Origin of the sequence: Singulisphaera sp. GP187, assembly GCF_900129635.1 — a bacterium.
Taxonomy (GTDB): domain Bacteria; phylum Planctomycetota; class Planctomycetia; order Isosphaerales; family Isosphaeraceae; genus Singulisphaera.
Map to the genome: position 1 here is coordinate 1,549,350 of NZ_FSRB01000002.1, position 25,185 is coordinate 1,574,534.

The following is a 25,185-nucleotide window of genomic DNA, read 5'->3' on the forward strand; positions in this document are numbered from 1 at the left end:
GAACCGCGGGGACGGCGGGCGACTCGGCGATGGGGCGGTGCCGAGCCGTTGAATGACTGGGCTCGGCGTGTGGGGCTTGATGCGTTCGCTCGCGTGGGGGGCACGCTCCGGACCGGTTAGCGCCTGATCTTCCAGGGGAGCGATGTCTCTTTGACTTCCGCGAGCTCGGTGATTTCAGCTCGGCTCGTGCGTTCGCGATAGGGGGGCAACACGAACCAGCGCGAGGCCGGCCGAGGCCCCCCTTCCAGGTACGGGCGAAGGATTTCCCCCAGTCCGCAGGTCAGGGAGATCGCCCCGGGGCGGCTGACGTGCATCGCGTCCGCAAAGGCGGAGGACGGGTATCCCGAGTGGGCCCCATCCACCACGACCAGGTTGGGGTGGTGGGCTTGCAGTCCCTTCGCGAACTCCTCGAACGATGCGCTCAGCCCTTTGTCCTGACGCAATTGCTGAAGTCGGGCATCGAGGGGCGGTACCAGCAAGAAGACCGTGATGTCGTGCGCGGCCGCGAGCTTGAGCAGACGTCGGACGTAAAGCGTGTTGATTTGCTGGTATGACCATGCTGATGGTGCGAACCACTCGTGGTCGGTCGGTGTGAGCTCGGTCGGTGGGGAGTTCTTGGGAGCGAGGATCATCGCCCCTTGGTTATTCACGCGGTTCCACAAACTCGTCAGGGTCGGCTTCCTCAGCGAGCACGCCTTGCCGTCCAGCGTCGCCATGACCGCGTTGCGGATGTCGAACCGATTGAGGATCGAGGGGAAGGCTTTGGCCAGGAGGACTTCGGCCGTGAAGTCGGGGTCGCGAGCGGTCCAGCCCAGGTCGATCGACTCCCTCGCCGAGAGCAAGTTGGGGAAGAATCGAATGCAGCCCCAGTAGTTGTTTTTCATCAAGTGCGGGTGCAGGTCGAGGACCAGGGCCTTGGGCCGCGCCCCCGAGTCGAGGGCCCGCTTGAGCAGGTAATAGTCGGCCTGCGGCGGCGAGCTGCACATGGCCAGGTTATACGTCCGCCGGCCGAGCTGTTCCTCGAGCACTTGGGGGACCACGCCATACGACGTCTGGCTGGTGCCGAGACAGAGGATCTCGGCCTGCTTCGCGTCGAGGCGGGCCGAGCGGCCCGTGGCATACCACAACCAGTATTCAGGCCGGGCGAGGTCAAGCGAGGCGTGCGAGACGAAGAGCTCGATCGCCAGCAGCAGGCCGAGCATGCCGACGAATCCCCGAGGCAGGCGGCTGTTGCGAACCTCGGTCCCACGATCGTCCCACGGCTCGTTCATCGACGCGCTCCCGAAAGGAGGTGGGTTCGGACGATCGCCGACCGCCTGGCTGCACGGTCCGGTGAACCAGGCGCCGCGATTGGGGGCAGTAACAGTGACGACCCTGGTTCGAAGTGGGAGGGCCACTTCGGAACTATTCCGATCAAAGAAGTGATGGAGTGAGACATCCGTCGTCATCCTTGCACCGAATCCACCGCGGGCGCTCGCGGCTCATCCTGGGGCGAACTCCCCTCGAAGCGCAAGGTTTGCGCCTGAAGGTGTTTCATCTCGTTCGGCAAATGAGTCCGATCTCTTGAGGAACCGATTTGAAATTGCGATGCCAGAGTGACGCGAAACCGGCCGCGGCCCACCGGCGTGGTCGCCAATCGATCGGATGGTGCGTTGGCACGAGAAGCGTTCCGTTCCTTCGGTCTCGGATTCCGTGGTTCCCAATGGGCCTTCGAAATCCAGTTGACGTGGCTCGATCCGATTTGGTGCAAACGTGGAAAGCATTCTGGCTGAACCCGTTGCGAACTTCTCTGCTCCGGCTTGGACTCACTTGGAGGGAGCGAGGCTACGCCAGATAAGGCATTGGGGGCGTCGCGGGGAATGCGGATCGTGACGATGTTTGTTTTTTCTTGCCCGGTTCAAGGGACGAACTGCAACTGAATAAAAGAGAAGAATCGCCAGACGGGTGCGTTACGTGAAAACTCGTGATCGCTATTCCGGCGTCCGGATAGGAAGAGAGCTGGCTTATTATGAACGACTATTATGACCAGGGCGCGGAAGGACGAATCGATAGCCTCATTGAGGAATTGATTCCTTTAGAGACATTCGAATCGGCCGCGGTAGCCTCCATTTTGCTGGCTTGTCGTGCCGCGTTAAGGGACGGCCAGATCGCCGAGATGGAGCGAATTGTGTGGTGGTTCCACGATTCCGCGAAGCATGAAAGCTACGCCGAGGCCGAAGCGCGAGCCAATTAGGCTGTGTTTGAGAAAATGGGGCTCGGTTGACTTCGGCGATGATCCACGCTTGAACCGAGCCGCGCACCCAGCGCAGTGGAGTCAGCGGTCCCAAATTGACGTTCCGAGATGCCGAGCGCGACCAGATTGCTTACTGCGCTGGGTGCGCGGCTCCGTTTAAGAAACGAGGCGAGCCTCGGTAGTCTGGAGCCCGCGGATTGCGATCGGATTCGCGCTCGCGGGGTGTACTGTGCCGGGTGATCGTTTGACTAACGGTTAAGCTTCGCTGAACCCGAATTCCTCGATTTCGAAGCAATCGAGACCAGTAACAACGTGGGTCCAACGATTCGTTGGGTGGGCACGGCCCACTATCTTAATCTCCAGACTGACGGGGAGGTTGGGATGGTGGGTCGCTCCTGCGCTGTGCGAGGAAGCCGACTCGAACCGTGAATCGTCCGGATCCTGCCATCAACGCGGCGGGTTCCCCGCGGCATCACCCCTGTTCCAAGGCCTGGTCCGTGTGCGATTCCGGAGAAAAATCGCTTGGGGAGGCCGAGCCTGGTGCGATGTCGAGTGTCGCCTGGATGAGTCGTTTCCCCTGCTCTCCAAACCCGTGATAGATGCTTTTCATCGCCGAGGCGGTCAGGGCGGCGGCCCCTTCGAATCGCCATCGACAAGTCGCGTCCACCATATTTCCGGTCAGGGTAAACGGCGCTTCGCCACGAAAGACCAAGATGCACTGCACGAAGGCGCATTCCCGGTAGACCTTACCATCCAGGACGACCGTTTCCCCGGTGAACGTCTCATCAATATGCTCGACCTGATTCGGCATGGGTGCTCGAGACCTCCCGTCCAACGCGCTGCAGCCGAGATCGCCTGCCTGGTTTGACTTGCCCGGTGTCCCCCGGCGGGAATGACCGAGAGCTTGCCGACGATCATTCTAACACCCGGGCTGGTTCAAGGGGTTGGTTGAGATTTTGTCCCGTCTCATGGAACGACCTCAGAGCGAAGCGAGGTGGTGAGATGGGGCGGCGCGGCTTCGAAACGCATCGAGCCCCTGGTTTCCCAGGGGCTCGATACTCAAACGAGGATGACGGGGCTCGAACCCGCAACCTCCGGCGTGACAGGTCGCACTTCTAATTCCCTCCGTACCACCCAGACAGCCGGGATCCCCGGTATCGCGCAGCCTAAAATTGCTGCCAGGACAGCCCAGATTGGTGATGATCAGGGCCGGGTATCGGCGATCAAAGGTCAGGGTTCGCCTCGATCGTTCAACCTGGGGACCGTCCCTGAGAGGTCCAATCCTAGCGATCGAGACCCGCATGAGCCGCTCAGGGCCAGGTCCCAAGCCTGGGGATTATTCGATGCCGAATGCCTCGTACAGCCGCTTTGCCGCGGAAGTGATCGAAGTGTACGAACTGAAGGAACCCGCGACTTTGTGCAAGATGCGCCAGGCTTTGCGGGAAGTAGGAGAATTGGAAGGTGTGAAGAAGACTTCGGACTTGAAGCCAGTGACGATCGTCCGGTGGCTCAAGCAATACCCAGATCGGGCCCTCGCTACGCAGGACAGCCTTCTACGAAGCTTTCGGGCGGCATGCTCGATCGGTATCGCATCGGGCTATCTGCGATCGAATCCTTGCGATTTGATCAACCTCGACTTGGAAGAGTACGAAGAGGACGAAGACGAGGAGCAGGAAGTCAAACTCCGTCACCACTCGATCGTCGCGATTCGGAAAATCCTCGAACAGGCGTCAGCGGAGGTCGCGCAGTTTCCAGGGGAGTGGAAGGTTGCGCGTCTCGAAGCGCTGGTCTATACGTACGCCTTCTCCGCGCTTCGGAAGAGCGAAGCGCTGCAGCTCAAGCGAAAGGACGTCGACCTCAAGGAGGGATTGATCCATATCAAACGCCGTCGGATCAGGACAGGGAAGAAGCCGAAGACACGGGCGAGCATTGCCGCCGTACCGATCCCAGGCGAGCTGTCACCGATCCTCGAGCGCTGGCTAATCGAGTGTGGCTCACCGTGGGTCTTTCCGGGGGTGCGCCGGATCGGCCCCTGGACCGGTGGACCTCCCGGACACAAGCCCTTGGATCAGATCAAAGCCCTCGGCGAGCGGGCCGGCGTGGATGGACTCACGATCTTGAGCTTTCGTCACAGCTTCGCGACTCACTCACGGCGATGGGGAATGTCGGATGCCACGCTCAAATCGATCCTGCGCCATACCACGATCCGCACGCAGAAGCATTATCTCCATGCGGATGCGGACAACTTGAGAGCCGCGGCCGAGACCGTATCCTTCACGCCTTGACCCCTCCCCTGCCCCGGTCATGCTGGGGCAGGTCTTCAACTCATCTTTTTTCCAATCATTACATCTTCAACCGAATTTTTTGCCAGGCTTTCCTAGGCTGCCGACATGTCGTCGGAGCCTGCTACTGGAGGGAAGCCCTTGCGACGGTATCTGTCGTAGGGGAGTGCCTCTTTTTTGAGGTAGGGCACGATCAACGGTTCGACCAGTCGGCCGGGTGTAGTGCCCTGCATCTCGGCCAGCACCCTCAGTCTCCACGCGACTTCGTGGCCAAGGCTGAGAGTCACCTTTGTGCGACTCTCCTCCTCGACAGGCTCCACCTTGGTCGCACGTCGCCTCGAAGGCTTCTCGCTACCAGTCGACTGAGCTTCGATGCCACTCTCGACACCGGACTCAGGGTCGAGGTGACCTGCTGTCTGATCTTCCGGCCGTCGTTCACGTCGAGCCATCGACAGTCTCCTTCGTCTACTCTTGCCACTCTCGACCGCACCGACCGTCGGTCGCGTCTACTACAAATCTCTTCGGCTTCGGACACCTGGGCGCTTGATTACCGAACCGCCCAGGATGGCTCAGGGGTGATCACTCCCCCAGCTCATCCCGACGATCGTCCAAGTCGCCTACCTCACGACAGGGGAGGGCTCAGGCCCTCTCTCCGTTCTCCTCGTGACCTCACCTCGAATTGACTTCCGGGAACCCAAACCCGGGTGCGCCTACGGCGTGCCTCGGTGAGGAGGGAGCTGCGCATGATCAGTCCCACTGGCGAGACTCACGCCCCGAATCCGCAAAGCGAGATCCAACGCGACCTGATCGCCGAGCTCGTGGAGCTCCGGAAGCAACAGGATGCAAAGTGGCCCCCGGGGCATGTCCCGAGACTCGCCGCCTTCCAATGGGTCGAACTGGCACTTTCGCAAATCGATAGCGCGAGCAACGCACCCGAGTCGTCCCCGGCATTCCGGCGAAGGTTGATCCGAGCGACCAGCTACTTACTCGCCGCGCTCGAATCGACCGACCATCGGAATGAAAAGTTCCTTCGGAGGTTCGGAAGGCTCTTGAGGCATTTCCATCGCAACGGCGCAGCCGTCGAGAGGAGTTCCTCATGAGCGAATTCCTGAACGAGTTCGAGATTCCGAAGGACCTCGCGAGCTGCCCGCAATGTGGCTGCGTGGTGTTCCTGATTCGTTTCATCGACGGCCGGATCCATACCTGGGATCCGAAATTCCTGAGTCGACGAAGGATGGTCCAGACCATCGGACTCGCCGAGTGGGCGGACTGGCTCGATCACGGCCAGCGCTGGGGAAGCCGGTACGACACGCTCCACGAATGCGCACCCGGGGCCGGGGCCCAACCGGCTGAGACGGAGGGCCGCGGCCATGACATCCGGCTCAACTGAAGTCGTCGACCTGGTCGAGCACCCCGCGCCGCCGAGCTGCTCGGCGTGCGCGGACACCGGCCAGGTCGCACCCGACGCGTTCGGCCACTGGGTGCCCTGGTCTGACTATGTCGCGACGATCGCGGTCCGGGAGCTGGCCGAAGGTTGGCCCCCGACGACGTCGCCGATCGCGGTGGGGATGCTCCACCCGATGCCGTGTCCCGAGTGCCGCGCACAAGAAAGCCCCCCCGGTCAATCCGTGACCGAGGGGGCAAACCAGACGTCTGCGTTGGCACGAACCGTAATCAGTTCGAATCTTCTCTTCAAGTTGTGAGGTAAAAATGCATCCGCCCATCGACCCAAAATCCGCCTACGCTCCCCCGGCTCGCCCGCAAATTCGCTTGCGCAATGTCGCGCTACTCGTAGTGCTCGGGTCTCCGCTTCTCTACCTCGGCGATCAAACGTTGCCCCACTTCGGGGACGGACCGGCTGTCACCTCGCCCGAAGGAAGGGCAATTTTGCGGGAGTTCGTCCGCCGCGTGATGCCGAAACATTTTGCAGGAGGGTCGATCCGATGAAAATCCCCCTAACGACAACTCGTCGTGGCATCACGTTGCTTGAGATCCTGATTTCGATCCTGATCATGGGCGTGGGCATGACGAGCATCATGACCTTGTTCCCGATCGGCCTCCTGAATCTCCGTCAGGCGAACCGTTACTCACGATCGAGATATCTGGCACAGTCGGCGTTCGCCGATATGAGAGCCGAAAACCTGTTGGCTAAGTCGTCGTTCATCAAGAACCCGGCAACAGCTCCCTGGTACACAACGCCGATCGCGGCTCGAGCTTATGATCCGTGGATGCAGGACACGCCCGATTATGGCTCCGATCCTTGGGCCGCTCCGTTCGGTGTCTACCGTGGCGATGGGCCACCGACATCCACGGGGAACACGATCGGGCCGCTCGTGGGCTATGGATTCCCGGTCGCTTACGACCCGCTCTGGCGCTCCGCAACGGGACTCTATCCAGATCCCAAGACGACCCCGGAATACCGATTCGGTTCCGGAATTGGATTTGTGAGGAACGATCCGGATGGAAGTTTGGGGAGTGTCCACGGCTTGCCGCGCGTGACAAATTTCCCGGCGTGGACGACGGCCAACGTCCCGGGCATCTTCGTATCTCCGGAAGACATTGTGCTTCAGTCGGCGAGCGCCCCTTCCAAGAGCGCAGGGTCCGGCAGTTCGATCGTTCCGGACATGCAACTCGGCACGAATGCCGTCACGGGCATGGCGTCAGTCCAGAACGACTGGAAGTTCACATGGATGTTTACCGGTCGGCAGTCGATGTCGACGGAGGGGGATCGCTTTGATGGCGACATCGTGATCTTCGAGAATCGACCGTTCGCGGCGAATCCGATCGTCGCTCCCTTTGACGCCACCGTGAAGACGGCCGTCGCTGGAGAGACGGTTGTCGAGGCAATCTACGGATACACCGGTCATGTCACGAGCGTCGACGGCAAGGTCGGATACGGGTCGACGGCGAAACGCGTCGTCTTGCTCCGCTGGTCGGACAAGGTTCCGGATCCGGAAATCCGAGTCGGTGACTGGTTCGCCGATGTGACTTACGAACGAGCCGCCACGGTTGAGCGGCAACGGATGATTGCCGATCCGATCGCGGGGAAACTCGAACTCCTTTATCCGTACCAACGGTGTCACTGGTATCGGATCGCGAAACGGACCCAGCCTAACGCGAGCACGACGCTTCCGGGCTATCGCGAGCTGACGGTGTGGACGATCAACCCGCTGTATGCGTTCACGCTTTTGGATGTGGCGACCGGCGATCCCATCCACGTCAACGCGGCACTGATCTCGCCGTATGTCGTCAACGTGTATCCGCGAACCATCTACGCGCGTTGATTGACAGGGATCGCGCCCCACTTTCCGGCCGGGCATGCCTGGTCTGACCAACCGGCCTTGAGGTCCAGACCGCAGCCGCACCGCCGACAACTCCCCTGATCGAAGTCTTCGCACGCCTGGCAAATCGCCAGGCGTGCGTTCTTTTGCGCCTCGGTAACCCGTGGCGACCCGGCGGACACGTGCTGGACGATGGCCGTGGCGAACGACCGGAGCTGCGCGATGAGCCCCGGCTGGTGGGCCTGCTTGCAGACGAAGCGGGATCGCTCCCCGGGGCAGGAGCGGCTTTCGTCAGAGAGCGGGCACTGGTCGCACTTGTTCATGGCGGGGTTGTCACCAGTAGTCTGACCGCTGGGAAGATGTAGGAATCGTAGATGGGCGAACCGACGTTCCAGTAGAACTCAGCGGAATAAGTCGGCGTGCAACTGGATGCGTGGTAAACGAATCCGTTGTTAGGAGTCGAAACCGCATTCCATGGACCAGCGGGAATCGTGCCTCCTGACGGGCATCCCGCAACGGATGTCCACGACAATGAAAACGCCGGTGTGGTTGCTGGTACTCCTGCGGTATACGGAAAGTACATCATGTACCGCATCGCGACGGTGCTTGCGGGACAGGTGCTTACTCGACTCGCGCCGGGATAACTTAGTAGGTTGTAGGCAATCCAGTTGCCTGGGCCGCAAGGAATAAGGGGATTGGCTGGCGTCCAGATCGCGGCCATCGTGACACCGTAGTAGGTGTCATAGAACGAGAGGACTTCGGGGATCGTCGCAGTGCATGGGCCGAGGAAGCAACCACAACACTTGCATCCCGGGCTCCGCTTGATTCCCATCAGCAATCCTCCGAGATCGCGCCCAGCCGCCCGCTGATGATGCCCACGACGATGAACTTGCCGCCGCTCCCGACGATCGATCCAAACAGATTGCGGACCTCGGCCGTCTCGTCGGCCACCAGGTTGTCACCTTCGAGGTGATAGAGGGTGCAGGTCGCCTTGCCGACCGTGGTTCCGGAGCGTGCTGGGATCCCACCCGATGGAGTCTTGGCGTAACGCAGTTCCGACGACCCGGATGCCCCACGCGCCCGCGGGGCGGGTAAGCCGCGGGTCAGCTTCTCAACGTATCGAACGACGTCAATGATTCTCTCGGCGCCGATCTCACTGAAGCCTACCGTGGGATCGCCCGGGTCGGCCGGGCTTGAGGCGTCAGATTCACCTCGGGGCCGCGTTGCATCGGCCATCAGGCAGTCCCCTGCAACTGGGCGAAGAAGTCGTTGAAGTTGAAGACGGCGAAGTCGATCTTTTCGTGGACGTCGAATTCGAGAGTCACCGCTTTCGCGTTGCTGTCTTTGGGGAGCGGCTGGCCTGTCAGACTGAGCGGCCAAGGGGACGAAATCTTCTGGCCATATTCGTCCGTGATTTCGATTTTCTTCTGCGAATTACTTGGGTCGAGACGGCGGAATCCGAGGTTCGGGACCCGGCTCTTCCAGGGCTTGTCGTTGAAGACAAAATTATAGGTGACGACCCAGTACCAGCCGATGTCAGGGTTGAAGGCCCGCTGGGGTGTGATCTTCTTGACCTTCACGTATTCCGGATCGGCCCCGAAGAAGGGCGTCGAGTTGATCTTATCCTGGAACGAGTGCGCGAGCGCGGGGTCATAGCTCGGCTCGTTGCGGATCAGCACCAGGATCGGCCGGGAACGGTCTTTCATCACAGGCGGGTCAAATGGATCGCCTGCCGAATTCACGATCGGCTTACCGTTGACGTCTTCGGTGATGGCCTCCTGGTATTGTTCCTCGTCCCAGGAGACTTGAGGCTGGCGGTCGACCGGATCCGCCGCGAATTGGCTCGCGTCGTAGGGACCATACTCGGCCACCGCTTCCCAGCCTCGCCCATCCTCGTCACGTTCGGTAACCGTCAAGGACTGGCAAAACGAGCCGTGGTCCGATTCGTACCCCGTGTCGTACACCTGGCCGATCGCGACGGGCAGCGCGGCCAGAATCGCGCCGGGCCCGACTCGCGCGTCGTCGGTCTGGACGTACCAGGTGCGTCGGTACGATCGCTTCCAGATCTGATCCCTCTTCGCCTCCCGGCCGCCCGGTTTTTTCTCGACGATACTTATGATCCGCATCAGAATTCCCTCCGCTGGAGCGGCAGGGACTGACCCGACGCGCCGAGCTTCTTCTCGATCCGATTCAGGACTCCGACCGTATCCTTGGAGTTCTTCGCCACCGACTTGATCGAGTCATCCTTCGTCCCCCCGGCCCGGAATTGGAGGAGAGCCGAGTAGGCTTCCTTCGATCCGAGCTCGAGAGCCCCGGCAAACTTGGTTTCACCGCCTTGGCCCAGCTCCTCCTTGCCTGCGAGCTTTTTGGATCGTTCATAGGTCTTTTCATCGATCAGGCCCGCGGACTTCAGCGCGTCGAGTTCCTTGAGCTTTTCGCCGTACTTCTCGAGGGGAGTCCGGCTCTCCTCAAAGATCGACTTGGCTTTATCCGAGAACTCGTCGCCGGACTTCTTGGCACGGTCGAACGTGTCTTTGTTGATGAGACCGGCTTTGAAGAGCTGTCCGAGGTCATGGAGCTTGACGTTGTATTTTTCCAGGGGAGTCCGGGTGTCGTCATAGACCTGCTTGGCTTTCTGGCCGTACTCTTCGAGGGCCTTCTTGAAGGCCCGCTTGTAGGTTTCCTGATCGACCGCCCCTGACTTGAACATCTCGTTCAGGTCCCGGACCTGGGTTTGGAATTTTTCCAGCGGAGTGCGGGTCTCTTCGATGATCTTCTTGGCGCCCTCGGCGATTCGCTTCTGGGATTCCATGGCCGCGGGATCCAGGGCGGATGGTCCCTTCATGCCCCCCATCGGGCCGGCCGCGGCCGGTCCGCCGGCGTCCATCCGCATCATGGGGTTGCTCTTGTTGATCATCGCGAACTTGGCCTGAATCTCCTTCTCCAGGCTGGCGAAGTTCGGAGCCATCAGCGCTGGAAGGTCGAGACTCCCACCACTGAGTGCATTCTTGAGCCCGCTGTAGATCCCCTGACCCATCGTCTTGGCGAACGACCACCCGAGGCTGAAAGCGACTTTGACCAGGCCGATGGCGAGCGACGGGATGTAACTGACGATCGTCCCGATGACCTTGATCACCATCACGCTCAGGTTCCAGAACGCTTTGATCGCCTGTCCGATGCCGGCGAAGATCAGCTTGACCCAGTTGTTTTTGATCCACTCTCCGATAATCGCGAGGTTCTGGGGGATCGACTGGAAGACGGCGACAACGTTGGCGATGCCCTCCTGGAACTTGAGCTGGACGATCGACCAGACGGCCGGCAGGTTGCGGAGATAGCTTGCAGCCACGCCGATCGCATCGCCGATCCTGGCGGCGAAGCTGGAGATTGCCCCGCGATTGCGGGTAAAGGCGGTGTCGAGCCAGGTCGCAAATTCGTTGAGCAGCCCCATGCCCTTTTGCAAGGCCGGCAAGAAGACGCTCATGAGGTTTGCCCCGGCGTTGGTCATCGTGCCACCAAATCGGCGCATCGCGTTCGCCGGGGAATCGATCGTGTTGGCCAGATCGCCCTGAGCGACGGCCAGGCCTTTGATGATCAACGATGTTCGCGCCGCGACTTTCTGCTGAGTGCTCATCTCCTGGCCGGCCTTGATGAGGCCGAGCCGGAAGGCCTCTTGCTTGGTCGCGGCATCCTGAACGTCGATGCCGAACGCGGAAATGGGCTCACTTTGCCCACGGAGCGCCGAGGCGATCTTGCCGGCCGCCTCGTCGAAGCCCACGTTGAAGATCGACCCTGCGTCGGCCGCCAACTTCGCCAACTGCACGCTGGTCTCGGCCGAGGCCTTCTGAGTCTGGCCACCCATGCCTTGGAGGAGCTGGCCGAAGATTGCGGCGGTGTCGATGAACTCGGTCTTAACGGTGCCGAACCGTGTGGCCATCCCATCGGAGGCGTTCTGCACGATCTGCGCCTGGTTGCCGAAGATCACCCCCATCTTGCTGACTGACTCGTTCAGGTTGGAAGCTTCAACGGTGCTCGCCTTGAGGAACTGAACCCCTTTGAAAGCGAGCGCGAAGGCGCCGAGGGCGACGGCGATCTCCGCTCCCAAAGCAATGACCGAGTTTTTGAGCGTGTGGACAACGGAATTGACACCCCGGAACGCCGCTCTCAGCCCGGTCACTTGCGCAATCTGAGGTCCGAGCCGGAAGTTAAACATGCTTGAGAGTCTGGTACCGGCGACGTCTCCGAAGTCCCCGATCAAATTTTTAAGCCTGAGGAAGCCTTGGAACGCGCCGAGCGCCTTGTCGGCGGTCGGCCCGATGCGCTGGACCGCCGCCTGGACCCTGTTGAGGGAGCCCTCGGCGGCGCCGGCCCCCTTGGCGATCTCGTCGCGGAGCTTCTGCTGGAGACGCGAGATCGCGGCCTCGGCCTTGGGGAGTTTCATCTCCGAATCGATCCGCCGCGCCAACGTCACGATCGTGCCGCCAATCCTGTCGATCTGCGCGGTCATTGTGGCCGCAAATCGGTTGAGAGGGGCCAGAGCCGTCGCGAACGCGGCCTGGATCTCTCCGGCTTGCTCCTGAGCCTGGCTGGACATTTCCCCCATGTTCGAGGTGTCGGCCGCCTCAATCTTGGGACCCTTCATGGTGAACGAGTCCGCCGCGCGCTGGGTGCGTACGGCGGACTGGGCGAAATTGTCGAGGGCGCGTATGCCCCGGTCCAACTCCCGGACGAAGGGGTTAGCGTCGCCGCTCATGCGGACCACGATGTTGCCGGCCAGCGCCATCAGACACGTCCATTTCGTTGCGCGGCGAGGGCGCGGAGAGCGAACAGGCCCGCCGCGGCGGACTGGGTTTCGCTCTTGGGTTTCTGCCGGCGGGGGATGAAGTCTTCCGGGGTGAGCGCCTTACCCTTGCCGAAGACATTCGCAATCGTCGATGAAATCAAGCCCGCTTGCCAGTAAGAGTCAGGCAGGGGGTCGAGGCGATCGTACGCCAGCCACTCGCTCAGCTCGTGGGAATCGATCCGGGAGAGCAACTCCCGGACAGGCATCCCGAGATTCAGTGCGAGCTTGAAGCAGAATCTTCGGAGGGGCTGGCATTCGAGTTTCCCTCAAGGGCGTCCACGTCCTTCTTGGTGAAGGCGGAGAGCCGCATGGCGACCTCGAGGATCCGGTCGAGCGCGGCCGCGGACTTGGTGCCGAGGGGGAGGATGTCCTTCTCGCTGAAGAGGCGTTTCCCGGTCTCGTCGCAGACGGTGGCGACCGCCATGCGGGCCCGGAAGTCCTTGCCCGGCTCTTTGTTGTACGCCGCCTCAAGGCGGTCTCGCTCGGTCCCGGTCATGGTCTGGACGAACACCGTCCCATTCCACTCGGGGATGGAGACTTCTTCGCGCGGGAGGTCGTCGGCCGCGAGGATCGATTCGCGTGAAAGCATGATGGCCTTGGTTTTGGTGAAGGGGGAAGGTCAGAGAACGGGGCTGAGAGGTTGACCGGGGATCACGCCGGCGCAGCGCTGAGGACGATCTCGCCGGAGACCTTGATTTCAAACTCGGCTTCGAGGTTTCCTTCAACCTCCATGCCGGTCGGCTTCAGCTTCGTGAGGACGCCGTCGAAGGTGGCCGTGGTCGCGTCGGCGTCCGCGAAGACTAACTGGAAAGTGGCCAACAACGGGTTATCCCAGAGACCGAAGAGGAAGAGGTGCGTCGGGTCGTGGGGATCGTATTGCAAAGTCCCGGACATCGAGCCGCCATCGGCGATCGTCGGCCGGTAGGTTTTCTTGGCGGAGTCGAGGTTCGTTGTCTCGGCGGTGCCAACCTCCATCTCCGGGCCATCGAGCGAGACTCGCTGCGCGATGGTGGTTTGTGCCGCACTGATTTTGACTTTCAGCAGGGTCCCCTTGCCGGGGTTCACCTGTGTGACGTGGGCCATGCTAAGACCTCAAAGGGGAGGACTCGAGAAAACGGAAATTTTCATAGGCGCACTTCTCTGTCGATCCGTCTCGCAACCTCGCGCGTGACGACCTGGATTGCCCGATCTTGGGCCAGGTCGACCGCTTGCTCGAGGAGCTTGGCGGCATAGGGGCCACCCACCTCGGCTTCGATCGCCGTCGCGACCGTCGCGCCGAGCTGGGTCCCCTCGTCCTGGTGGATTCCCGCCTGGACCCGCGGTGACTGTGTGAGCGAGGACGCTTGCTTGCGCAGGACCTCACCGCCGCGGCGAATCGCGGGGAGGAGGACCTCCGGCGCCACGTCGCGTTTGAGCCGCTGGAGGGCTTCCTTGGCCTCCTTGATGCCGCTGATTTTCAGGCTGGCCATGGGTCGAGTTAGCTCGTGAGGATCTTGCCTTGGAGCCGGCAAGACGTGGTGCAACTGACCGAGATCGACGACACGTCGGCGGTGAACGGATTGGCGAAGTAGCCGGGCGATCGGCCCCAGACCAGCGGGTTGCCAGCGATCAGGTTGACAGTGTTGCTGGGCGCGACACCGGGCGTTGGCGTGGTCACGGCCGACGCGGGGCTCGAGCCACCCGAAAAGCTATCGGTGGTCGACATGGTCACTGTCTGGAGGCCAAGGTTTCCGGTGAACGTGACGTTCACCGGGGTTCCGGGGAGCGGACCTCCGGTACAGATCGCGCCACCGACCGCGACATTGGACAGCGCTTCGAGAGCGGCCTGAACGGCGGCCGCGGTGGCGTTATAAACGATCGCCGCCGTGGTCTGGCCGTTCACGGTGGATGTGAGCGTTCCCCCGGTCGGTGTCCCCGTAACCGTGATCCGCTTGGTCTCATTGCTCCCGTTGGTGCGGATCGTGAGGTTCGAGGTCGCGACAAGCACGACAGATTGCAGAGCGGCCGCGGTGAAGGCGAGCGTGACGAGCTGGTTGGCCGTACCGCCGGTGAAGGTCTGGTCGAGCACGATTTCGGCGTTGCCGACTTCGAGGTCGGAACCCCCGATTGAGTTAGCGCCGTTGGTCGTGATCGAGAGCGCTTGACGATGGGTGAGGCTCATGAGGGTATCGATTCTCGATAACGGAACAAGTAATCGTGCATCTCAAAATAGGTACCAAGGTCGGACTGGGTGACTGGCGGATCCCAGCGATCGAACTCGTCCTTCCTGACGGTTTCCAGGATCTGGATCGAGCCGGGGAGGCTGCCGTTGATGATCCCCTCGAACTGGTTGCGCACCACTTGCAGGATCGCGTCACAATCTCCGTTGACGGTGGAATAGGCCCTGAATTCGACTCGCGCCTCAGTCACGCCGGCGGCACCCGAAAGGTTATGCACGGGGACGTTCGAACGGACCACGTAGACCAGCGCCGGCAATCCCGCAGTCTGAGGGAGGACCTGGGGAAAGATTCGCTGGCCCACGATGAGAGTGAGCGCGGCATTTGACTTGAGCCCCGTCGCGAGCGCCGCCCGAAAACCAAACGCGACGTAAGGTCCGGCCGCTTGACTACGGAGGATCGTCAGAATCACGGGTATCGGCATGATCGTTTTAGATTCAGATGATGTTGAAGGTGTCGCCATTCGCGGGGGCAAAAGGCAACGGGGGCGAAACCGTGAAGGTCTTGGTTGTCCCCGCGTAGTTGGTCGCGACCGTCTTCAAACCTTGCAACTGACCTGAGGTGAAACACACCTGGCGGCCCGTGTAGAAGCCGCTGGCCGTCGACAGGCCCGATGCGGCGGTGAATCGTGTCGTCGTCGAGCTGGATCCACTCACCGTCCCTGCGTTGAGGAGCTCGTTGTAGGCGGACAGCATCTCATGGACCGCAGCGACCAGCGGACCGATCCCAAGCCCGGTCCCGTCCCAGTAGTCGCTCCCTCGACCGACAACAGGATCTCCCACGGCCGGATTACCGCCGGGTTTCTCGAAGAGGGTCCAACGATAGTTTCCGGCAGGCGAGCCAAGGGGAAACGGGCAGGCGTAGTTACCGCTCCCGGCCGGCGTCTCCGGCAGTGGAATCGCATAGGACGCGAGGTCAGCGACGACGTAAGGCGTGACAAATGCGGTTCCGTTGTAGACACGGTTCGCCGAATCTCGGATCACCGCGTAGATCGTCAAGCCGGTTTGCAGGCCGTCGATATTCATTGAGCCGCCATCCACTCGAGATTCCCTCGGCTAGATGATGTTGAACGTATCGCCATCTGTCGGCGGAAACGGGAATCCGGGCAGAACGGTGAAGGATCGGGTTGCCCCGACGTAGGTGGAAATCGGTTGCTTCAGCCCTTGAAGGTCGCCCGAGGTGAAGCAGACCTGCCGGCCGTTGTAGTGGTTGCTGTCGACGGCGAAGGTTGAGGAGCCGCGGAACGTGGTGGTTGTGGGTGCGGGATCCTCGACGGATCCGGAGAGCAAGAGCTGGTCGTAGCTCGCGAGGGTCGCGTTGGTGGCCGTCGTTGCCGGGCTGTTTCCGAACGTCGTCCCGTCCCAGTAGCCACTACCGCCTCCGATGCGAACATCAGTGCTCGCGGGGCTGCCACCTGCTTGGAGATAGACCGACCACAGGTAATATCCCGCCGGCGATGTGAGCGGGAACTGGCAGACGCGCACCCCGAACCCGGCCGGCGCTTCCGGTGTGTCCGTCGCATAAGCCTGCCAGTTGGCGAGTTCAGCAGGAACGTAGGCCGATCCATCCCAGAATTCGACGTTAATATTCGAGATATGGGTATAGAGCGTGTTGCCCCCTGTCGGCCACGGCGCCTGAATCTTCGTGTCGTTCATGATGCTTTGACGACCTCCGTAACATAGATCACATATTCACGGTTACGTTCGTCGACATTGTTGATCCAAGAAATGTCGTAGGTCCGGCTTTTGAAGGTGAACCGCTGAGTCGGCTCGATCGGACCGATGTATCGCATCTCGAGGACGTGCGTCAGGGTCGCGTGGATTTGCGCGGCGTTGAAAACCTCGCGCCCGGTCGGGGTCCGGATCGATGCCCAGTACGTCCCGACATCGGCCCATGTCGGGATCATTTGACCGTCGGTCGAGGGTGCCTCGGTCGCTGACTGGAGGGTGACGCGCTTGCGGAGTGTGCCCGGCTTCACGCGTAACTCCCATGGTCACAGGAGGCCAGCAACGCATCGACTGCGCCCGGGACCGATGCCACGAGTGTCCCCGTGACGGTCGTATCTCGATTCTCGTACCAGTGAGTGGTCATGATTTTGATCGCCGTGACAATCGGCGCGGGGATCGCGGCCGCGTTGCCGTAACCCGCAACGAACGTGACCTGCACGGAGTCGATCGTCGGCCGGGAGACTGGCCAGACCTGGGAGTAGGCCGGCTGGATCCGGGCCGGAGTGCCGATGGAGACGTTGTAGCTCGCAGGCGCGACCGTCTGGAGAACGCCCTGGAAGTCGTAGTACTGCACGCTCGTGATCGACTGGAGCGGCGGCCGGGGGATGTCGATGACCCCCGTCGAGTTTGGGACCATGCCCGGGTAGAAGCCGAGTCCCGAGGGGAGGCTCCCCATTGACGGCCAAATCTCCCGGATCGCTCGGTTGTAGTAACCGCCGGCCGAGGGGAAGCTGTCGAGATCGAGCCGCCAGGTCTGGGTGACCAGGGCCTGGCGGAGGTAGTTCTCGCAATAGACCCGCGCAGCGGTGACCAAGCTCGAGACGAGCGCATCCTCTTCGTCGATATCAATGCGGAGGTAGAGCTTCGCCTCGACGAGTGACACGGGCTCCTCAGCCGGCGGTGTGACGAGCGTGAGTCGCATGGAGGGTTACTTACCTTTGGCGTTGGAGGCCGTGGCTCGTTCGGAGGCGGGCGGGGCAACAGCTCGTTGGGGCACTGGCACCGCGACCATCGCGACGTATTCGGCGTGCCCGAGCTCGACGAGCTTGGCCGCGCGGAAGTCGTCATGGATCTCGACAACGCTGCCCTCCTCTTGCCAGTTGTCGCCGATGAGGGCCGCTCGTTTCATTCGGATTTGGCGCATGGGAGTCCGTGGGTTGGAGGTAGCCGAGGATTAATCTCCACGGCCACCTGGTGGGGCTCAGCCTTGGTTGGTGACCATGTCCGTGACCAGCGAGAACGACTCGTTGTGACGGACCTGCACATCGACGTCCTGGAGTCCGACGATCCGGACCGAACCGGTCGAGGATCCGGTGTACGGGTCCACCAGGATGTCGAGGCCCGACCAGTAGGCGATGATCAGGTCATTCCAGTTGCCGAAGAGGAGCGGCGAAAGGTTCGTGCCGGACCCCTTCGTCAGGTTGCGAGGAAGCTGCTGGGTGGCGTACGCGGGGTAGCCGTTGATCTCGTTGTTGTCACCCCAGATGTAGATCGGGAACGTCGATCCGATCTTCGCCGTGGTCTTGAGCGTGCCCCGGCCATCGGCGTTGGTCACGTAGGCCATGTTGCCGAGGTCGGCATTGCCACGCGCCACGACCGTTTCCAGGGCGACCATGGCGGCGTTGGTCGGCACGTCGCCGTTGGCACCCAGCGCGATGACGTTGGTTCCCGTGATCCCCGAGTTCTGCATGATGCCGAGCGGTTGATTGCTCGAGCCAGTGCCGTTGAACCCCGCAAGGTCGATCGCTCGCGCGATGATGGCGGCGATGTCGTCCATGACGAATGCTTCGCCGTCGATGTTTGCGAGCTCGAAGAACCGTCGGCTGATATCGGTGAAGGCGCCGTAAGTGTGCGGCGTGAAGTTGACCTGATCCAAGGTCTGGTTTGAGCCGGTCGGGGCGCCGCCTTCACCGACCCACTGGCCAGTCGCCTTGCCGTTCTGGCGTGGAATCGAGAATTTCCCTTGGAGGTTCTTGATCTCCCGGGCACCGAGAGCCATCAAGACCATCTTGTTTCGGAGGATCTCAATGTATTCCGTGTCCAGGAACGTCGGCACGGCTCCGGCGCCTGCCGAGGTGTCCAAGGCGCGACGCTCCGACGATCGCCGGCCGAACTGATCGCGGCCACCCGGGCGGGAGTTGCCCATCGGGTAATAGAAGTCGTTGGTCGGTCCCTTATCCCCGCGTTTGGCGATCTCCTCGGAGACCTCGAGTTCCAGGCCCGTGAGCCCCGGGGCCCCACGCTTGGCGCCACCGGCCCGCTTGGCGTCGGCCACTTCCTGGATCGCTTTGATCAGGCTGTACCGATGCTTGCCATTGCGGGTATTGGCCGGATCCTCGTGAGGGAGCGGAGCCGATCGCCGCTTCTCGGGATCGTCGTACCCGATCACTTCCATCGCGGCCTGACGCTCGATCGTGCCGATCCGCTTGCCCAGCTCCATCGCCTGGGAGTGGAGGCCATCGAACGAAGATTGCTCCTCGGGATTGAGGCCTCGATTTTCCTTCTCGGCCCGCTCGACGATCTCTTTCGCCGCGTCAAGCTTCGTGGCGCGCGTCTGACGCAGTTCGTATGCCTTTTCTTTCATCGCTTCCTCAGTTCAAGAGTTGGGGATCAACTGCGCCTCGGCAAGCCGTTGGCGGGCCTTGGCCAAAAGGGTCGTGATCGGTGGGGTCGGGGGAATCTCGCGCTGGCGTAGCGCGGCGTTGAAGCTGCGGCACGCGACCGACGTTTGTTCGTACGCGGGGTAAGTGACCGGGCCCACGTCGTAGAGTTTCCGGACCTTCACCACGGTCCGGATCGGGATTGCTCCGGTCATGTCCCACTGGTCGACGTCGGTCGTGAAGCTGAATGAGCAGCCCGTCATGTTGCCGAGCCGGACATTCTCGGCGGCGTCATGACCGACGGAGGTATTGGGGAGGTCGATCTCGTAGTGGAGTCCGATCTCGTCTTGCTCCATCCGGAGCGTGCCGGCGACGTTCCGTCCGATCAGCATGTTTTCATCGTGGTTGACCAGGCCACGGACGTCATCCGTCTTGAGGGAGTCGGTGAAACACCCGGGGGCGAGCTTCTCGCGGAACATCCCCAGGTCGAGGGAGAGTTGGCTGAAGACGGCTGCATAGCCGACCAACGTGCCGGGTGACTTCGAGCCCTCGGCCGCGGCCCGGAGCTCGACACTGCCGATCAGTGTCCGACGCTCGAGGTCCTCGCTGGCCGGCGGCGTGCGCGATTCGACGTTGTTCATTGTTCCTGCCTGCCGTTCAGCGTAAGGAGGTCGGCGCGACGAGCCTTCGGAGTCGCTTCCGTCGGCTTCCCTGTTTGATGAGCCGAGCTTTCGGAGTCGTTTCCGTCGACTTCCCCGCTTGATCGAGGGGGTTGTATTGAGACTGGACAAGGTACTTGTCACCGCCCTTCTCCGGTCCGATCGGGGGCATCCCCTCGCCGAGCCGGATCTCATCCGCGTTGATCGCGCCCAAGTTGCGGAGGGCCTGGTACATGGCCATCCGGGCGGCCGTGTCGCCGCGGAGCAACGCGCTCATGTCGTACCGGATCACCCATTTCCGCCGATCGTCCCGGGTCAGGAGCCGGCGGTTGAGAACCCCTTCACGCATCGCCACCCAGAACGCCAGCGTCGTCGTCCAGTAATCGAGGTTGGATTGCTCGATGTTGGACATGTGCGACTGTGAGTAGTCACCGATCTTGTGAGGAGGGACGCCATAGAGTCGCGCGATCTCGAGGACCTGGAACTGGCGGGTGCCGAGGAACTGCGCGTCTTCGGGAGAGATCTGAGTCTGGGTGTACTCCGTCCCCTCCTCGAGGATCATGAACTGGTGCGACGACTGAGTGCCCTGATGGACCTGATTGATCGACCGGCGGATGTTGTTCTGCGCCTCTTCCTTCAGTCGCTTGGGGAACTTCAGGATGCCCTTGGGAATCGCCGAGTTGCCGAAGAAAGACGCGCCGAACTGTTCAGCGGCCAGTGCCAGGCCCACGGTCTGGCGGGCGATCGTCAGGGGCGTGTAGCCGAGGATCCCGTTGAACCCGAGACCGGCGAAGTGGAGGACGTTCTCGGCGAGGAGCTCTCGTTTGTTGTCGAGGAGGTAGTAGAGTCGTCCGCTCTCAGTCTGCTTGGGAATCGTCTTCGCCGGGTGAAGGATGTGGAGCGCTTCGGCGCGACCACGGGTGTCACGAACGACCTCCGCATATCCGTTTCCCTGGCCGAGCGTGTGGCCCTGGGTGTCGAGGGTGAACTTCAGGGACGACGTATTGTCGTCGGTCTCGACTCCAAGCAGCTCGTCATAGTAGTTGGTCGGGTCGAGCCGGACCCCGCCGTCGGGCAATTTCTGATACAGCCCAAGCGGCAACGTGGCCATATCTTTGGAAATGAGATTGATCGACGCATAGACCGCCGTCAAAGCCATCGCGGTCTGAGGCGTCACGTACGTTCCGGATAGGACCGGCGCGCCGGGGACGGACCCCGTACCCAGCCCCATGGAACGACGCTCCATCCAGGAATAAACCCGGTCGAGGGTCCGGGCGAGGATCGAGGGCATCGAATTAGGCGCCGCCCGCGCAAATGGCAAACGAACCGGTTGCCGCCGGAGTGATCAGGATCGTCTTGTGGGTCGAGTCGACGGTCTTTCCGGCAACACTCTCGAGGACGTGCGTCGAGCCGGCCGGGATCGTCAGGGTCGGTGAACTGCCACCCAGGAAGACATCGAAGGGATTCGAGCCGCCCGGGGCCACCGTCAGAGATGCCGTCCCGGTGTTTCGCAGGACGAGCTTATTGACCGTCGCGAAGGTCGTGTCACCAGCGCTCGACGCAGTCGCCGAGGTCAGGTCGGTGAGGTCGATCGTGACCGCCGTCGTGCCGGTGAGGGCGACGGTGGCGGCGCCGTTTTTCGCGTAGTTCGAAGCGGAGAGGTCGGTGAGGACATAGTCGAGCCGGCTCCCACCGCCGCCCGATTCAATGACGGCGGCCGCCTCGGGAGCGTAGACACCGATCGCGCCCGCGGCCTTCATCGCCGCGCCGACCAGCGCGGCCACGGCGAGCTTGACAAAGTTACTCTTGGTTGTCGGCATGCTCATTCCTAAAGGTCAGAGAAAAAGGATCCCGCGTTCGTCGTAGATCGAGTCATCACCCTCACCACCGTCCTTGAGCCATCCGACGATCGCGTTGATCGTCGCGGCCAGGCCGTCGATTCGTTTCGTGGACGAGGACTTGACGAGGTGCATGAGGCCGGTCGAGGTGGTCTTTACCGTCGCGTTCGCGATGTTCCAATCGAGCACTGCATGGTTCTCATGCCGAAGCGTGCGATCGAGCATCATCGACTCAAACCGCACCATGGCTTCGTTCAGTGAGACGGGTCCCTGGGGGATCCCGTCGACCTTCATGTCATGGTTGTTGAAGAGCCTGGTTAGCAGGTGGGTGGCATACGCACGGTCGGCAGTGAGTACGCGAAAGGGTGTCGATTCGTGCAATTCAAGGATGTCGGTTTCGACCTGATTGAAGTCGGTCGCTTCGCCTTCGGTGAAGACCAAATAGCCTTGCTGCTCCCAAAGCGGATACCGTTCCTTGTTCAGTTTCTCATGCTTCCATCGACCTTCTTTCGGCACCCAGAATTTCGGCAGGAGGTCGAGGCCTCCCAGCTCATTCGGAAAGACCCGAGCGAGCGCCGCCATGTCGCCGGTTACTCCAAGGTCGAGCCCCGCGTAGCACGACCGTCCGGTCAACCGGCGAGATCCAGAACCCCGCATTCTTTCCACCTGTCGGTTTGCAACCACCGACTCGCCTGTTCGGTCCACAGGTTGAGGTAGAGTTGCTTGAAACGATTCTCGAGCCGTGGTCGCAAGATCGCGTCGCGGCATTCACTCCGGATGAACTCGAGGTCGCAGAAATCGCCGAGAGCCGGCATCGCTTTGAACCACGTCGACTCGGCCCGCCAGTCGTCTTCCTTATCCGCCGCGTAGATCACGGGGAGATAGGTCGGGTCGGTTACCGTGCCATTCTTGACCTGGAGTGCGTAGCTCCATTCGTCGTAGCAGACGCTGGCCAGGTCGTGGCCGGCCGTCGTGATGTACCAGGTGAGTGGATCCTTCCTCGCGCCGAACCCGGTCGTGAGGACATTCACGAGCTCTTCGTCGACCACGTGGAGCTCGTCGATCAGGACGACCGAGGGTCCGAGACCGTGCTTCGACTTTGGGACGCTTGAGAGAACCTCGAGTTCGGAGTTCCCCTTGTGGAACACGATCCGCTTGTTGCTCTGCCCCTCGTAGATCGTCACCAGCGAGTCGAGCACCGGGTCTGCCCGGATCATGCTCACCATCGCCTTGAAGATCAGGCTGGCTTGCTTGACGTCGCCTGACGCGATGTAGATGAGTTGGTTCGCGCGGCCCTGGCCCATCAACGCATAGAGCCCGCCGCCAGCAACCACCTCCGTCTTACCCTGCTTTCGGGGGAGTGCCCAAAAGCTCTTGCGATATTGCCGGAGGCCTGTGACCGGATCGATCGTCCCGAAGAGCCTCTTGATCGGCTCGGCCTGCCAGGGCCGCAGGTTGAACGGCTCCCCCGCGTAATCTCCGGTGTGGGTCAGGTTGTTGAGGAAGCGAAGCGCCCGGTCGCCCGGATTGAGTGGTAGCGGTCTCAGCCTGTCACTGACAGAAGATCTCCCCACCGGCCATCCCCTTCGGGCTTCCCATTCGATCCGCCGCGCGACTTCGCCGACAACCCGGGCGTCAACCCAAGGTCTTTCAGAAGTCCGCGGAGTCGCATTGTCTGGGCGCTGATAATCCCCAGCAGCGGATGCGGCATCGGCGTGCCGTTGGCCGCAAAGAGCGTCAGCTTGCTCGCAGGCTGAGCGGCGTCCTTGTCGGGGGCACCGACCTGGCTGAGCTCGTCGTGAGCCCGCTCGAGCAGGCAGACCGTCCGGGCCGTCGCCTCGATCAACCGCACGTCGGCTTTCACCAGAGTCCCCGCTTCACGGCAGGCGCCAACCAGTCGTTGGAACTCGCGGACCTCGGCGGCGTTCAGAGTCGCGGGGGCCTCGATTTCGTCGGGAACGACTGGCGACGGTGCGGCCTTCCGACCTCGCTTCGCCATGGTCGCAATACCCCCAAAAAAGTGGTGCAAAAACGTAAAAGGGGCCAGTGCGTTGGAGGATCGGACGGTCCCAGCAAATGACCCTCCCCCCTGGGGTTACTTATTGGTCCTGAGTGAGTCCCAGAAATTCACGCGGCGCTCGATCTCGTCGGCTTCCTCTTTGGTCATACTGTCTGGGTTGACGCTCGGCCTGTGAGTTCCGAACCGATCATCGATCGTGGTCACATCAAGCGTGCTCACTTCGATGTCTGTCTCAATGTCACCGACCTTGGCTTCGATCAGAGTCATCGTCACCGTGGCTGCGTGGTGGGGTGAGCTTCGCTCGAACCGAAGGGCGACCACTCCACCGATAGACTCGCCGGTGTCGGCGTTGACGACCGATGTCCGGTCATCCTTATGGGTGAGCTTGAGTCGCATGCTACTGCCCCCTCCTCGTCGCGTTCTTCGCCGTCTCACTCGAGTGGCACGACTTGCAGAGCAGTTCAACGTTGGTCTCTTCGAAGGCCAACTCCATGTTCACCCGAGGATCGATCTTGTGGTGGACCTCGACTCCAACCACTGGCCGTTCCCGCGTGCTGCACCGTTCACAGAGGATCCGCTCGGCGCGGATCCTCGAGCGGAACCGCTTCCATCGGGAGGTCCCATAGAGCTCGAGCAACACCGGGTCGCGACGGTTGCGGTTGTAATCCGTGTGCCGCGCGGCCGGCGTCGGCATCCAGGCAGGGCGAAGAGTTGGGATTCGTTTCGGCATGAATGACCGCTTGAGCAATGGATAAGTGCCTGGACAGAGGAGGGGTACACATCCTCTTCCAGGCTGGCAGCGATGGTTTCCCACACCAGCCAAGGCCGATGAGAACCTTGGCGTTCGCCCGATCGGGCTCTATCTGCCTCACCACTTGACCGGGCTAAATGCGGTGGTCAGCTCGCGTGAGGCAGAGCAGACCGTTTCTTTTTCGCGTCGGCGATCTCGAGCTGGTGGAGCTCGCGTTTGTGCATGCGCTCCTGACGGTCATTCGCATAACCGCGAGCGGCGCCGATGAGGGAGCTGAGACCGATCAGGATTGGCGGGATCATTTCCCAGCTCGGCCCATGGCGGTAAACCGCATCCGCGGCCCACCAGAGAGATGCCGCGACGTTGCATAAGAAAATTGAAGTCTGTGCGGTGAGATGGTTCGACATTGGTCGGGTCGGCTCGAAGAGGTCAGTGAGCTTTATCGAAGGGCCAGCGATCAACCAGCGGCCAGCGCTTGAAGTTGCTCCCGATCCTTCAAGGCTTCGTTGATACCATTACGGACGGCTTTGGGAGTCACTCCCCAGAGGGCTGCGAGGTCGTTCGCCGAGTACGGCCGGATCCGGTTCTGACCGGGATCGAACAGACCTTTCGTGGTCGCGTGTAGCCAGAGCGCGTTGCGGCGTTTGCGGCTATGAACGTTCGTCAAGCGAGGAGCTCGACGTGGGCAGGCCTTCGCGTAGACACCCTCACCGGCCGTATTCTGGAAAAGCATCAATG

The 25,185-nt window shown here is 61.7% G+C and carries 35 protein-coding genes; 6 read left to right on the plus strand and 29 right to left on the minus strand.

The window, feature by feature from the left end:
• Positions 1–116 precede the first annotated feature (116 nt).
• Positions 117–1,271 (minus strand): DUF1574 family protein, encoded by a 1,155-nt coding sequence (locus BUS42_RS30540; RefSeq protein WP_074315511.1) that lies wholly within the window; start codon positions 1,269–1,271, stop codon positions 117–119.
• Positions 1,272–2,008: 737 nt separating this feature from the next.
• Between BUS42_RS30540 and BUS42_RS30545 the strand changes: the two genes are divergently transcribed.
• Positions 2,009–2,233 (plus strand): hypothetical protein, encoded by a 225-nt coding sequence (locus tag BUS42_RS30545; RefSeq protein ID WP_074313388.1) that lies wholly within the window; start codon positions 2,009–2,011, stop codon positions 2,231–2,233.
• A gap of 472 nt (positions 2,234–2,705) precedes the next feature.
• On the opposite strand, the gene BUS42_RS30550 is transcribed toward BUS42_RS30545, so the two are convergent.
• Positions 2,706–3,044 (minus strand): hypothetical protein, encoded by a 339-nt coding sequence (locus BUS42_RS30550; RefSeq protein WP_074313390.1) that lies wholly within the window; start codon positions 3,042–3,044, stop codon positions 2,706–2,708.
• A 532-nt stretch (positions 3,045–3,576) separates the two neighbouring features.
• Here BUS42_RS30550 and BUS42_RS30555 point away from each other — a divergent pair.
• Positions 3,577–4,518 carry a tyrosine-type recombinase/integrase gene (locus tag BUS42_RS30555; RefSeq protein WP_074313392.1) on the plus strand — a complete coding sequence of 314 codons (942 nt, stop codon included), beginning with the start codon at positions 3,577–3,579 and terminating at the stop codon, positions 4,516–4,518.
• 92 nt (positions 4,519–4,610) lie between these two features.
• On the opposite strand, the gene BUS42_RS30560 is transcribed toward BUS42_RS30555, so the two are convergent.
• Complete coding sequence (locus BUS42_RS30560; RefSeq protein ID WP_074313394.1) at positions 4,611–4,964, minus strand: hypothetical protein; 354 nt, start codon at positions 4,962–4,964, stop codon at positions 4,611–4,613.
• A 294-nt stretch (positions 4,965–5,258) separates the two neighbouring features.
• Between BUS42_RS30560 and BUS42_RS30565 the strand changes: the two genes are divergently transcribed.
• The 4 genes from BUS42_RS30565 (at position 5,259) to BUS42_RS30580 (ending at position 7,799) form a co-directional block, all read left to right on the plus strand.
• The gene (locus BUS42_RS30565; protein WP_074313396.1) at positions 5,259–5,615 is read left to right on the plus strand and encodes a hypothetical protein; all 357 of its coding nucleotides are present in this window, start codon (positions 5,259–5,261) and stop codon (positions 5,613–5,615) included.
• On the plus strand, positions 5,612–5,905 hold the full coding sequence (locus tag BUS42_RS30570) for a hypothetical protein (RefSeq protein WP_074313398.1): 294 nt from the start codon (positions 5,612–5,614) through the stop codon (positions 5,903–5,905). Before BUS42_RS30565 ends, BUS42_RS30570 begins: the two co-directional genes overlap by 4 nt.
• Positions 5,886–6,218 (plus strand): hypothetical protein, encoded by a 333-nt coding sequence (locus BUS42_RS30575; protein ID WP_074313400.1) that lies wholly within the window; start codon positions 5,886–5,888, stop codon positions 6,216–6,218. The genes BUS42_RS30570 and BUS42_RS30575 overlap by 20 nt, the downstream gene beginning before the upstream one ends.
• 240 nt (positions 6,219–6,458) lie before the next feature.
• On the plus strand, positions 6,459–7,799 hold the full coding sequence (locus BUS42_RS30580) for a hypothetical protein (RefSeq protein WP_074313407.1): 1,341 nt from the start codon (positions 6,459–6,461) through the stop codon (positions 7,797–7,799).
• On the opposite strand, the gene BUS42_RS30585 is transcribed toward BUS42_RS30580, so the two are convergent.
• From BUS42_RS30585 to BUS42_RS30710, 26 genes are all read right to left on the minus strand, one after another.
• Entirely contained in the window at positions 7,787–8,119 is a 333-nt protein-coding gene (locus tag BUS42_RS30585) for a DUF6171 family protein (protein ID WP_074313408.1), read from the minus strand. The genes BUS42_RS30580 and BUS42_RS30585 overlap by 13 nt on opposite strands.
• Positions 8,120–8,627: 508 nt before the next feature.
• On the minus strand, positions 8,628–9,032 hold the full coding sequence (locus BUS42_RS30590; RefSeq protein ID WP_074313409.1) for a hypothetical protein: 405 nt from the start codon (positions 9,030–9,032) through the stop codon (positions 8,628–8,630).
• On the minus strand, positions 9,032–9,922 hold the full coding sequence (locus tag BUS42_RS30595; protein ID WP_074313410.1) for a hypothetical protein: 891 nt from the start codon (positions 9,920–9,922) through the stop codon (positions 9,032–9,034). The genes BUS42_RS30590 and BUS42_RS30595 overlap by 1 nt, the downstream gene beginning before the upstream one ends.
• The gene (locus tag BUS42_RS30600) at positions 9,922–12,576 is read right to left on the minus strand and encodes a phage tail family protein (protein WP_074313411.1); all 2,655 of its coding nucleotides are present in this window, start codon (positions 12,574–12,576) and stop codon (positions 9,922–9,924) included. Before BUS42_RS30600 ends, BUS42_RS30595 begins: the two co-directional genes overlap by 1 nt.
• A complete protein-coding gene (locus tag BUS42_RS30605) occupies positions 12,576–12,842 on the minus strand; it encodes a phage tail assembly protein T (RefSeq protein ID WP_074313412.1) in 267 nt (88 codons plus the stop codon). The genes BUS42_RS30600 and BUS42_RS30605 overlap by 1 nt, the downstream gene beginning before the upstream one ends.
• An 8-nt stretch (positions 12,843–12,850) precedes the next feature.
• Positions 12,851–13,225 (minus strand): BTB/POZ domain-containing protein, encoded by a 375-nt coding sequence (locus tag BUS42_RS30610; protein WP_074313413.1) that lies wholly within the window; start codon positions 13,223–13,225, stop codon positions 12,851–12,853.
• A 62-nt stretch (positions 13,226–13,287) separates the two neighbouring features.
• A complete protein-coding gene (locus BUS42_RS30615) occupies positions 13,288–13,719 on the minus strand; it encodes a phage tail tube protein (RefSeq protein WP_074313414.1) in 432 nt (143 codons plus the stop codon).
• Positions 13,720–13,760: 41 nt separating this feature from the next.
• On the minus strand, positions 13,761–14,105 hold the full coding sequence (locus BUS42_RS30620; protein ID WP_074313415.1) for a hypothetical protein: 345 nt from the start codon (positions 14,103–14,105) through the stop codon (positions 13,761–13,763).
• A gap of 8 nt (positions 14,106–14,113) precedes the next feature.
• Positions 14,114–14,797 carry a hypothetical protein gene (locus tag BUS42_RS30625; protein ID WP_074313417.1) on the minus strand — a complete coding sequence of 228 codons (684 nt, stop codon included), beginning with the start codon at positions 14,795–14,797 and terminating at the stop codon, positions 14,114–14,116.
• Positions 14,794–15,276: a tail completion protein gp17 gene (locus BUS42_RS30630; RefSeq protein ID WP_074313419.1), complete on the minus strand. Its 483-nt coding sequence runs from the start codon at positions 15,274–15,276 to the stop codon at positions 14,794–14,796. Before BUS42_RS30630 ends, BUS42_RS30625 begins: the two co-directional genes overlap by 4 nt.
• Before the next feature lie 13 nt (positions 15,277–15,289).
• The gene (locus tag BUS42_RS30635) at positions 15,290–15,877 is read right to left on the minus strand and encodes a hypothetical protein (RefSeq protein WP_074313421.1); all 588 of its coding nucleotides are present in this window, start codon (positions 15,875–15,877) and stop codon (positions 15,290–15,292) included.
• 30 nt (positions 15,878–15,907) lie between these two features.
• Positions 15,908–16,507 carry a hypothetical protein gene (locus tag BUS42_RS30640; RefSeq protein ID WP_074313422.1) on the minus strand — a complete coding sequence of 200 codons (600 nt, stop codon included), beginning with the start codon at positions 16,505–16,507 and terminating at the stop codon, positions 15,908–15,910.
• Positions 16,504–16,830 carry a phage head closure protein gene (locus BUS42_RS30645; protein WP_074313423.1) on the minus strand — a complete coding sequence of 109 codons (327 nt, stop codon included), beginning with the start codon at positions 16,828–16,830 and terminating at the stop codon, positions 16,504–16,506. Before BUS42_RS30645 ends, BUS42_RS30640 begins: the two co-directional genes overlap by 4 nt.
• Positions 16,827–17,501, minus strand: a complete 675-nt coding sequence (locus BUS42_RS30650; RefSeq protein WP_074313425.1) for a head-tail connector protein — start codon at positions 17,499–17,501, stop codon at positions 16,827–16,829. The genes BUS42_RS30645 and BUS42_RS30650 overlap by 4 nt, the downstream gene beginning before the upstream one ends.
• A gap of 6 nt (positions 17,502–17,507) precedes the next feature.
• A complete protein-coding gene (locus BUS42_RS30655) occupies positions 17,508–17,723 on the minus strand; it encodes a hypothetical protein (RefSeq protein ID WP_074313427.1) in 216 nt (71 codons plus the stop codon).
• 57 nt (positions 17,724–17,780) lie between these two features.
• Complete coding sequence (locus BUS42_RS30660) at positions 17,781–19,163, minus strand: phage major capsid protein (protein WP_074313429.1); 1,383 nt, start codon at positions 19,161–19,163, stop codon at positions 17,781–17,783.
• Between the two features lie 12 nt (positions 19,164–19,175).
• Positions 19,176–19,820 (minus strand): HK97 family phage prohead protease, encoded by a 645-nt coding sequence (locus BUS42_RS30665; RefSeq protein ID WP_074313430.1) that lies wholly within the window; start codon positions 19,818–19,820, stop codon positions 19,176–19,178.
• Between the two features lie 16 nt (positions 19,821–19,836).
• Entirely contained in the window at positions 19,837–21,129 is a 1,293-nt protein-coding gene (locus BUS42_RS30670) for a phage portal protein (RefSeq protein WP_143206571.1), read from the minus strand.
• Positions 21,130–21,133: 4 nt separating this feature from the next.
• Positions 21,134–21,658 carry a hypothetical protein gene (locus BUS42_RS30675; RefSeq protein ID WP_074313432.1) on the minus strand — a complete coding sequence of 175 codons (525 nt, stop codon included), beginning with the start codon at positions 21,656–21,658 and terminating at the stop codon, positions 21,134–21,136.
• Between the two features lie 15 nt (positions 21,659–21,673).
• On the minus strand, positions 21,674–22,309 hold the full coding sequence (locus BUS42_RS30680) for a terminase TerL endonuclease subunit (protein ID WP_074313433.1): 636 nt from the start codon (positions 22,307–22,309) through the stop codon (positions 21,674–21,676).
• Complete coding sequence (locus BUS42_RS30685) at positions 22,306–23,250, minus strand: terminase large subunit domain-containing protein (RefSeq protein ID WP_074313434.1); 945 nt, start codon at positions 23,248–23,250, stop codon at positions 22,306–22,308. Before BUS42_RS30685 ends, BUS42_RS30680 begins: the two co-directional genes overlap by 4 nt.
• Positions 23,220–23,675, minus strand: a complete 456-nt coding sequence (locus BUS42_RS43195; RefSeq protein WP_074313435.1) for a P27 family phage terminase small subunit — start codon at positions 23,673–23,675, stop codon at positions 23,220–23,222. The genes BUS42_RS30685 and BUS42_RS43195 overlap by 31 nt, the downstream gene beginning before the upstream one ends.
• A gap of 96 nt (positions 23,676–23,771) precedes the next feature.
• A complete protein-coding gene (locus tag BUS42_RS30695) occupies positions 23,772–24,092 on the minus strand; it encodes a hypothetical protein (RefSeq protein WP_074313436.1) in 321 nt (106 codons plus the stop codon).
• Between the two features lies 1 nt (position 24,093).
• Entirely contained in the window at positions 24,094–24,426 is a 333-nt protein-coding gene (locus BUS42_RS30700) for an HNH endonuclease (RefSeq protein ID WP_143206574.1), read from the minus strand.
• A gap of 167 nt (positions 24,427–24,593) precedes the next feature.
• Positions 24,594–24,749 (minus strand): hypothetical protein, encoded by a 156-nt coding sequence (locus BUS42_RS45570; protein WP_254053897.1) that lies wholly within the window; start codon positions 24,747–24,749, stop codon positions 24,594–24,596.
• 155 nt (positions 24,750–24,904) lie between these two features.
• Positions 24,905–25,180: a hypothetical protein gene (locus tag BUS42_RS30710; protein ID WP_074313440.1), complete on the minus strand. Its 276-nt coding sequence runs from the start codon at positions 25,178–25,180 to the stop codon at positions 24,905–24,907.
• Positions 25,181–25,185: the final 5 nt, after the last annotated feature.

Excerpts from the sequence above, each read along its gene's own strand:
- BUS42_RS30585 (WP_074313408.1), bottom strand. The coding sequence starts at position 8,119 with ATGAACAAGTGCGACCAGTGCCCGCTCTCTGACGAAAGCCGCTCCTGC.
- BUS42_RS30695 (WP_074313436.1), bottom strand. The coding sequence starts at position 24,092 with ATGCGACTCAAGCTCACCCATAAGGATGACCGGACATCGGTCGTCAAC.
- BUS42_RS30700 (WP_143206574.1), bottom strand. The coding sequence starts at position 24,426 with ATGCCGAAACGAATCCCAACTCTTCGCCCTGCCTGGATGCCGACGCCG.
- BUS42_RS30655 (WP_074313427.1), bottom strand. The coding sequence starts at position 17,723 with ATGCGCCAAATCCGAATGAAACGAGCGGCCCTCATCGGCGACAACTGG.
- BUS42_RS30575 (WP_074313400.1), top strand. The coding sequence starts at position 5,886 with ATGACATCCGGCTCAACTGAAGTCGTCGACCTGGTCGAGCACCCCGCG.
- BUS42_RS30570 (WP_074313398.1), top strand. The coding sequence starts at position 5,612 with ATGAGCGAATTCCTGAACGAGTTCGAGATTCCGAAGGACCTCGCGAGC.
- BUS42_RS30620 (WP_074313415.1), bottom strand. The coding sequence starts at position 14,105 with ATGGCCAGCCTGAAAATCAGCGGCATCAAGGAGGCCAAGGAAGCCCTC.
- BUS42_RS43195 (WP_074313435.1), bottom strand. The coding sequence starts at position 23,675 with ATGGCGAAGCGAGGTCGGAAGGCCGCACCGTCGCCAGTCGTTCCCGAC.
- BUS42_RS30560 (WP_074313394.1), bottom strand. The coding sequence starts at position 4,964 with ATGGCTCGACGTGAACGACGGCCGGAAGATCAGACAGCAGGTCACCTC.
- BUS42_RS30660 (WP_074313429.1), bottom strand. The coding sequence starts at position 19,163 with ATGAAAGAAAAGGCATACGAACTGCGTCAGACGCGCGCCACGAAGCTT.
- BUS42_RS45570 (WP_254053897.1), bottom strand. The coding sequence starts at position 24,749 with ATGATCCCGCCAATCCTGATCGGTCTCAGCTCCCTCATCGGCGCCGCT.
- BUS42_RS30610 (WP_074313413.1), bottom strand. The coding sequence starts at position 13,225 with ATGCTTTCACGCGAATCGATCCTCGCGGCCGACGACCTCCCGCGCGAA.
- BUS42_RS30600 (WP_074313411.1), bottom strand. The coding sequence starts at position 12,576 with ATGGCGCTGGCCGGCAACATCGTGGTCCGCATGAGCGGCGACGCTAAC.
- BUS42_RS30615 (WP_074313414.1), bottom strand. The coding sequence starts at position 13,719 with ATGGCCCACGTCACACAGGTGAACCCCGGCAAGGGGACCCTGCTGAAA.
- BUS42_RS30675 (WP_074313432.1), bottom strand. The coding sequence starts at position 21,658 with ATGCCGACAACCAAGAGTAACTTTGTCAAGCTCGCCGTGGCCGCGCTG.
- BUS42_RS30670 (WP_143206571.1), bottom strand. The coding sequence starts at position 21,129 with ATGCCCTCGATCCTCGCCCGGACCCTCGACCGGGTTTATTCCTGGATG.
- BUS42_RS30550 (WP_074313390.1), bottom strand. The coding sequence starts at position 3,044 with ATGCCGAATCAGGTCGAGCATATTGATGAGACGTTCACCGGGGAAACG.
- BUS42_RS30590 (WP_074313409.1), bottom strand. The coding sequence starts at position 9,032 with ATGGCCGATGCAACGCGGCCCCGAGGTGAATCTGACGCCTCAAGCCCG.
- BUS42_RS30650 (WP_074313425.1), bottom strand. The coding sequence starts at position 17,501 with ATGCGACTCACGCTCGTCACACCGCCGGCTGAGGAGCCCGTGTCACTC.
- BUS42_RS30540 (WP_074315511.1), bottom strand. The coding sequence starts at position 1,271 with ATGAACGAGCCGTGGGACGATCGTGGGACCGAGGTTCGCAACAGCCGC.
- BUS42_RS30545 (WP_074313388.1), top strand. The coding sequence starts at position 2,009 with ATGAACGACTATTATGACCAGGGCGCGGAAGGACGAATCGATAGCCTC.
- BUS42_RS30630 (WP_074313419.1), bottom strand. The coding sequence starts at position 15,276 with ATGCCGATACCCGTGATTCTGACGATCCTCCGTAGTCAAGCGGCCGGA.
- BUS42_RS30580 (WP_074313407.1), top strand. The coding sequence starts at position 6,459 with ATGAAAATCCCCCTAACGACAACTCGTCGTGGCATCACGTTGCTTGAG.
- BUS42_RS30710 (WP_074313440.1), bottom strand. The coding sequence starts at position 25,180 with ATGCTTTTCCAGAATACGGCCGGTGAGGGTGTCTACGCGAAGGCCTGC.
- BUS42_RS30625 (WP_074313417.1), bottom strand. The coding sequence starts at position 14,797 with ATGAGCCTCACCCATCGTCAAGCGCTCTCGATCACGACCAACGGCGCT.
- BUS42_RS30565 (WP_074313396.1), top strand. The coding sequence starts at position 5,259 with ATGATCAGTCCCACTGGCGAGACTCACGCCCCGAATCCGCAAAGCGAG.
- BUS42_RS30665 (WP_074313430.1), bottom strand. The coding sequence starts at position 19,820 with ATGAACAACGTCGAATCGCGCACGCCGCCGGCCAGCGAGGACCTCGAG.
- BUS42_RS30555 (WP_074313392.1), top strand. The coding sequence starts at position 3,577 with ATGCCGAATGCCTCGTACAGCCGCTTTGCCGCGGAAGTGATCGAAGTG.
- BUS42_RS30595 (WP_074313410.1), bottom strand. The coding sequence starts at position 9,922 with ATGCGGATCATAAGTATCGTCGAGAAAAAACCGGGCGGCCGGGAGGCG.
- BUS42_RS30635 (WP_074313421.1), bottom strand. The coding sequence starts at position 15,877 with ATGAATATCGACGGCCTGCAAACCGGCTTGACGATCTACGCGGTGATC.
- BUS42_RS30640 (WP_074313422.1), bottom strand. The coding sequence starts at position 16,507 with ATGAACGACACGAAGATTCAGGCGCCGTGGCCGACAGGGGGCAACACG.
- BUS42_RS30605 (WP_074313412.1), bottom strand. The coding sequence starts at position 12,842 with ATGCCTGTCCGGGAGTTGCTCTCCCGGATCGATTCCCACGAGCTGAGC.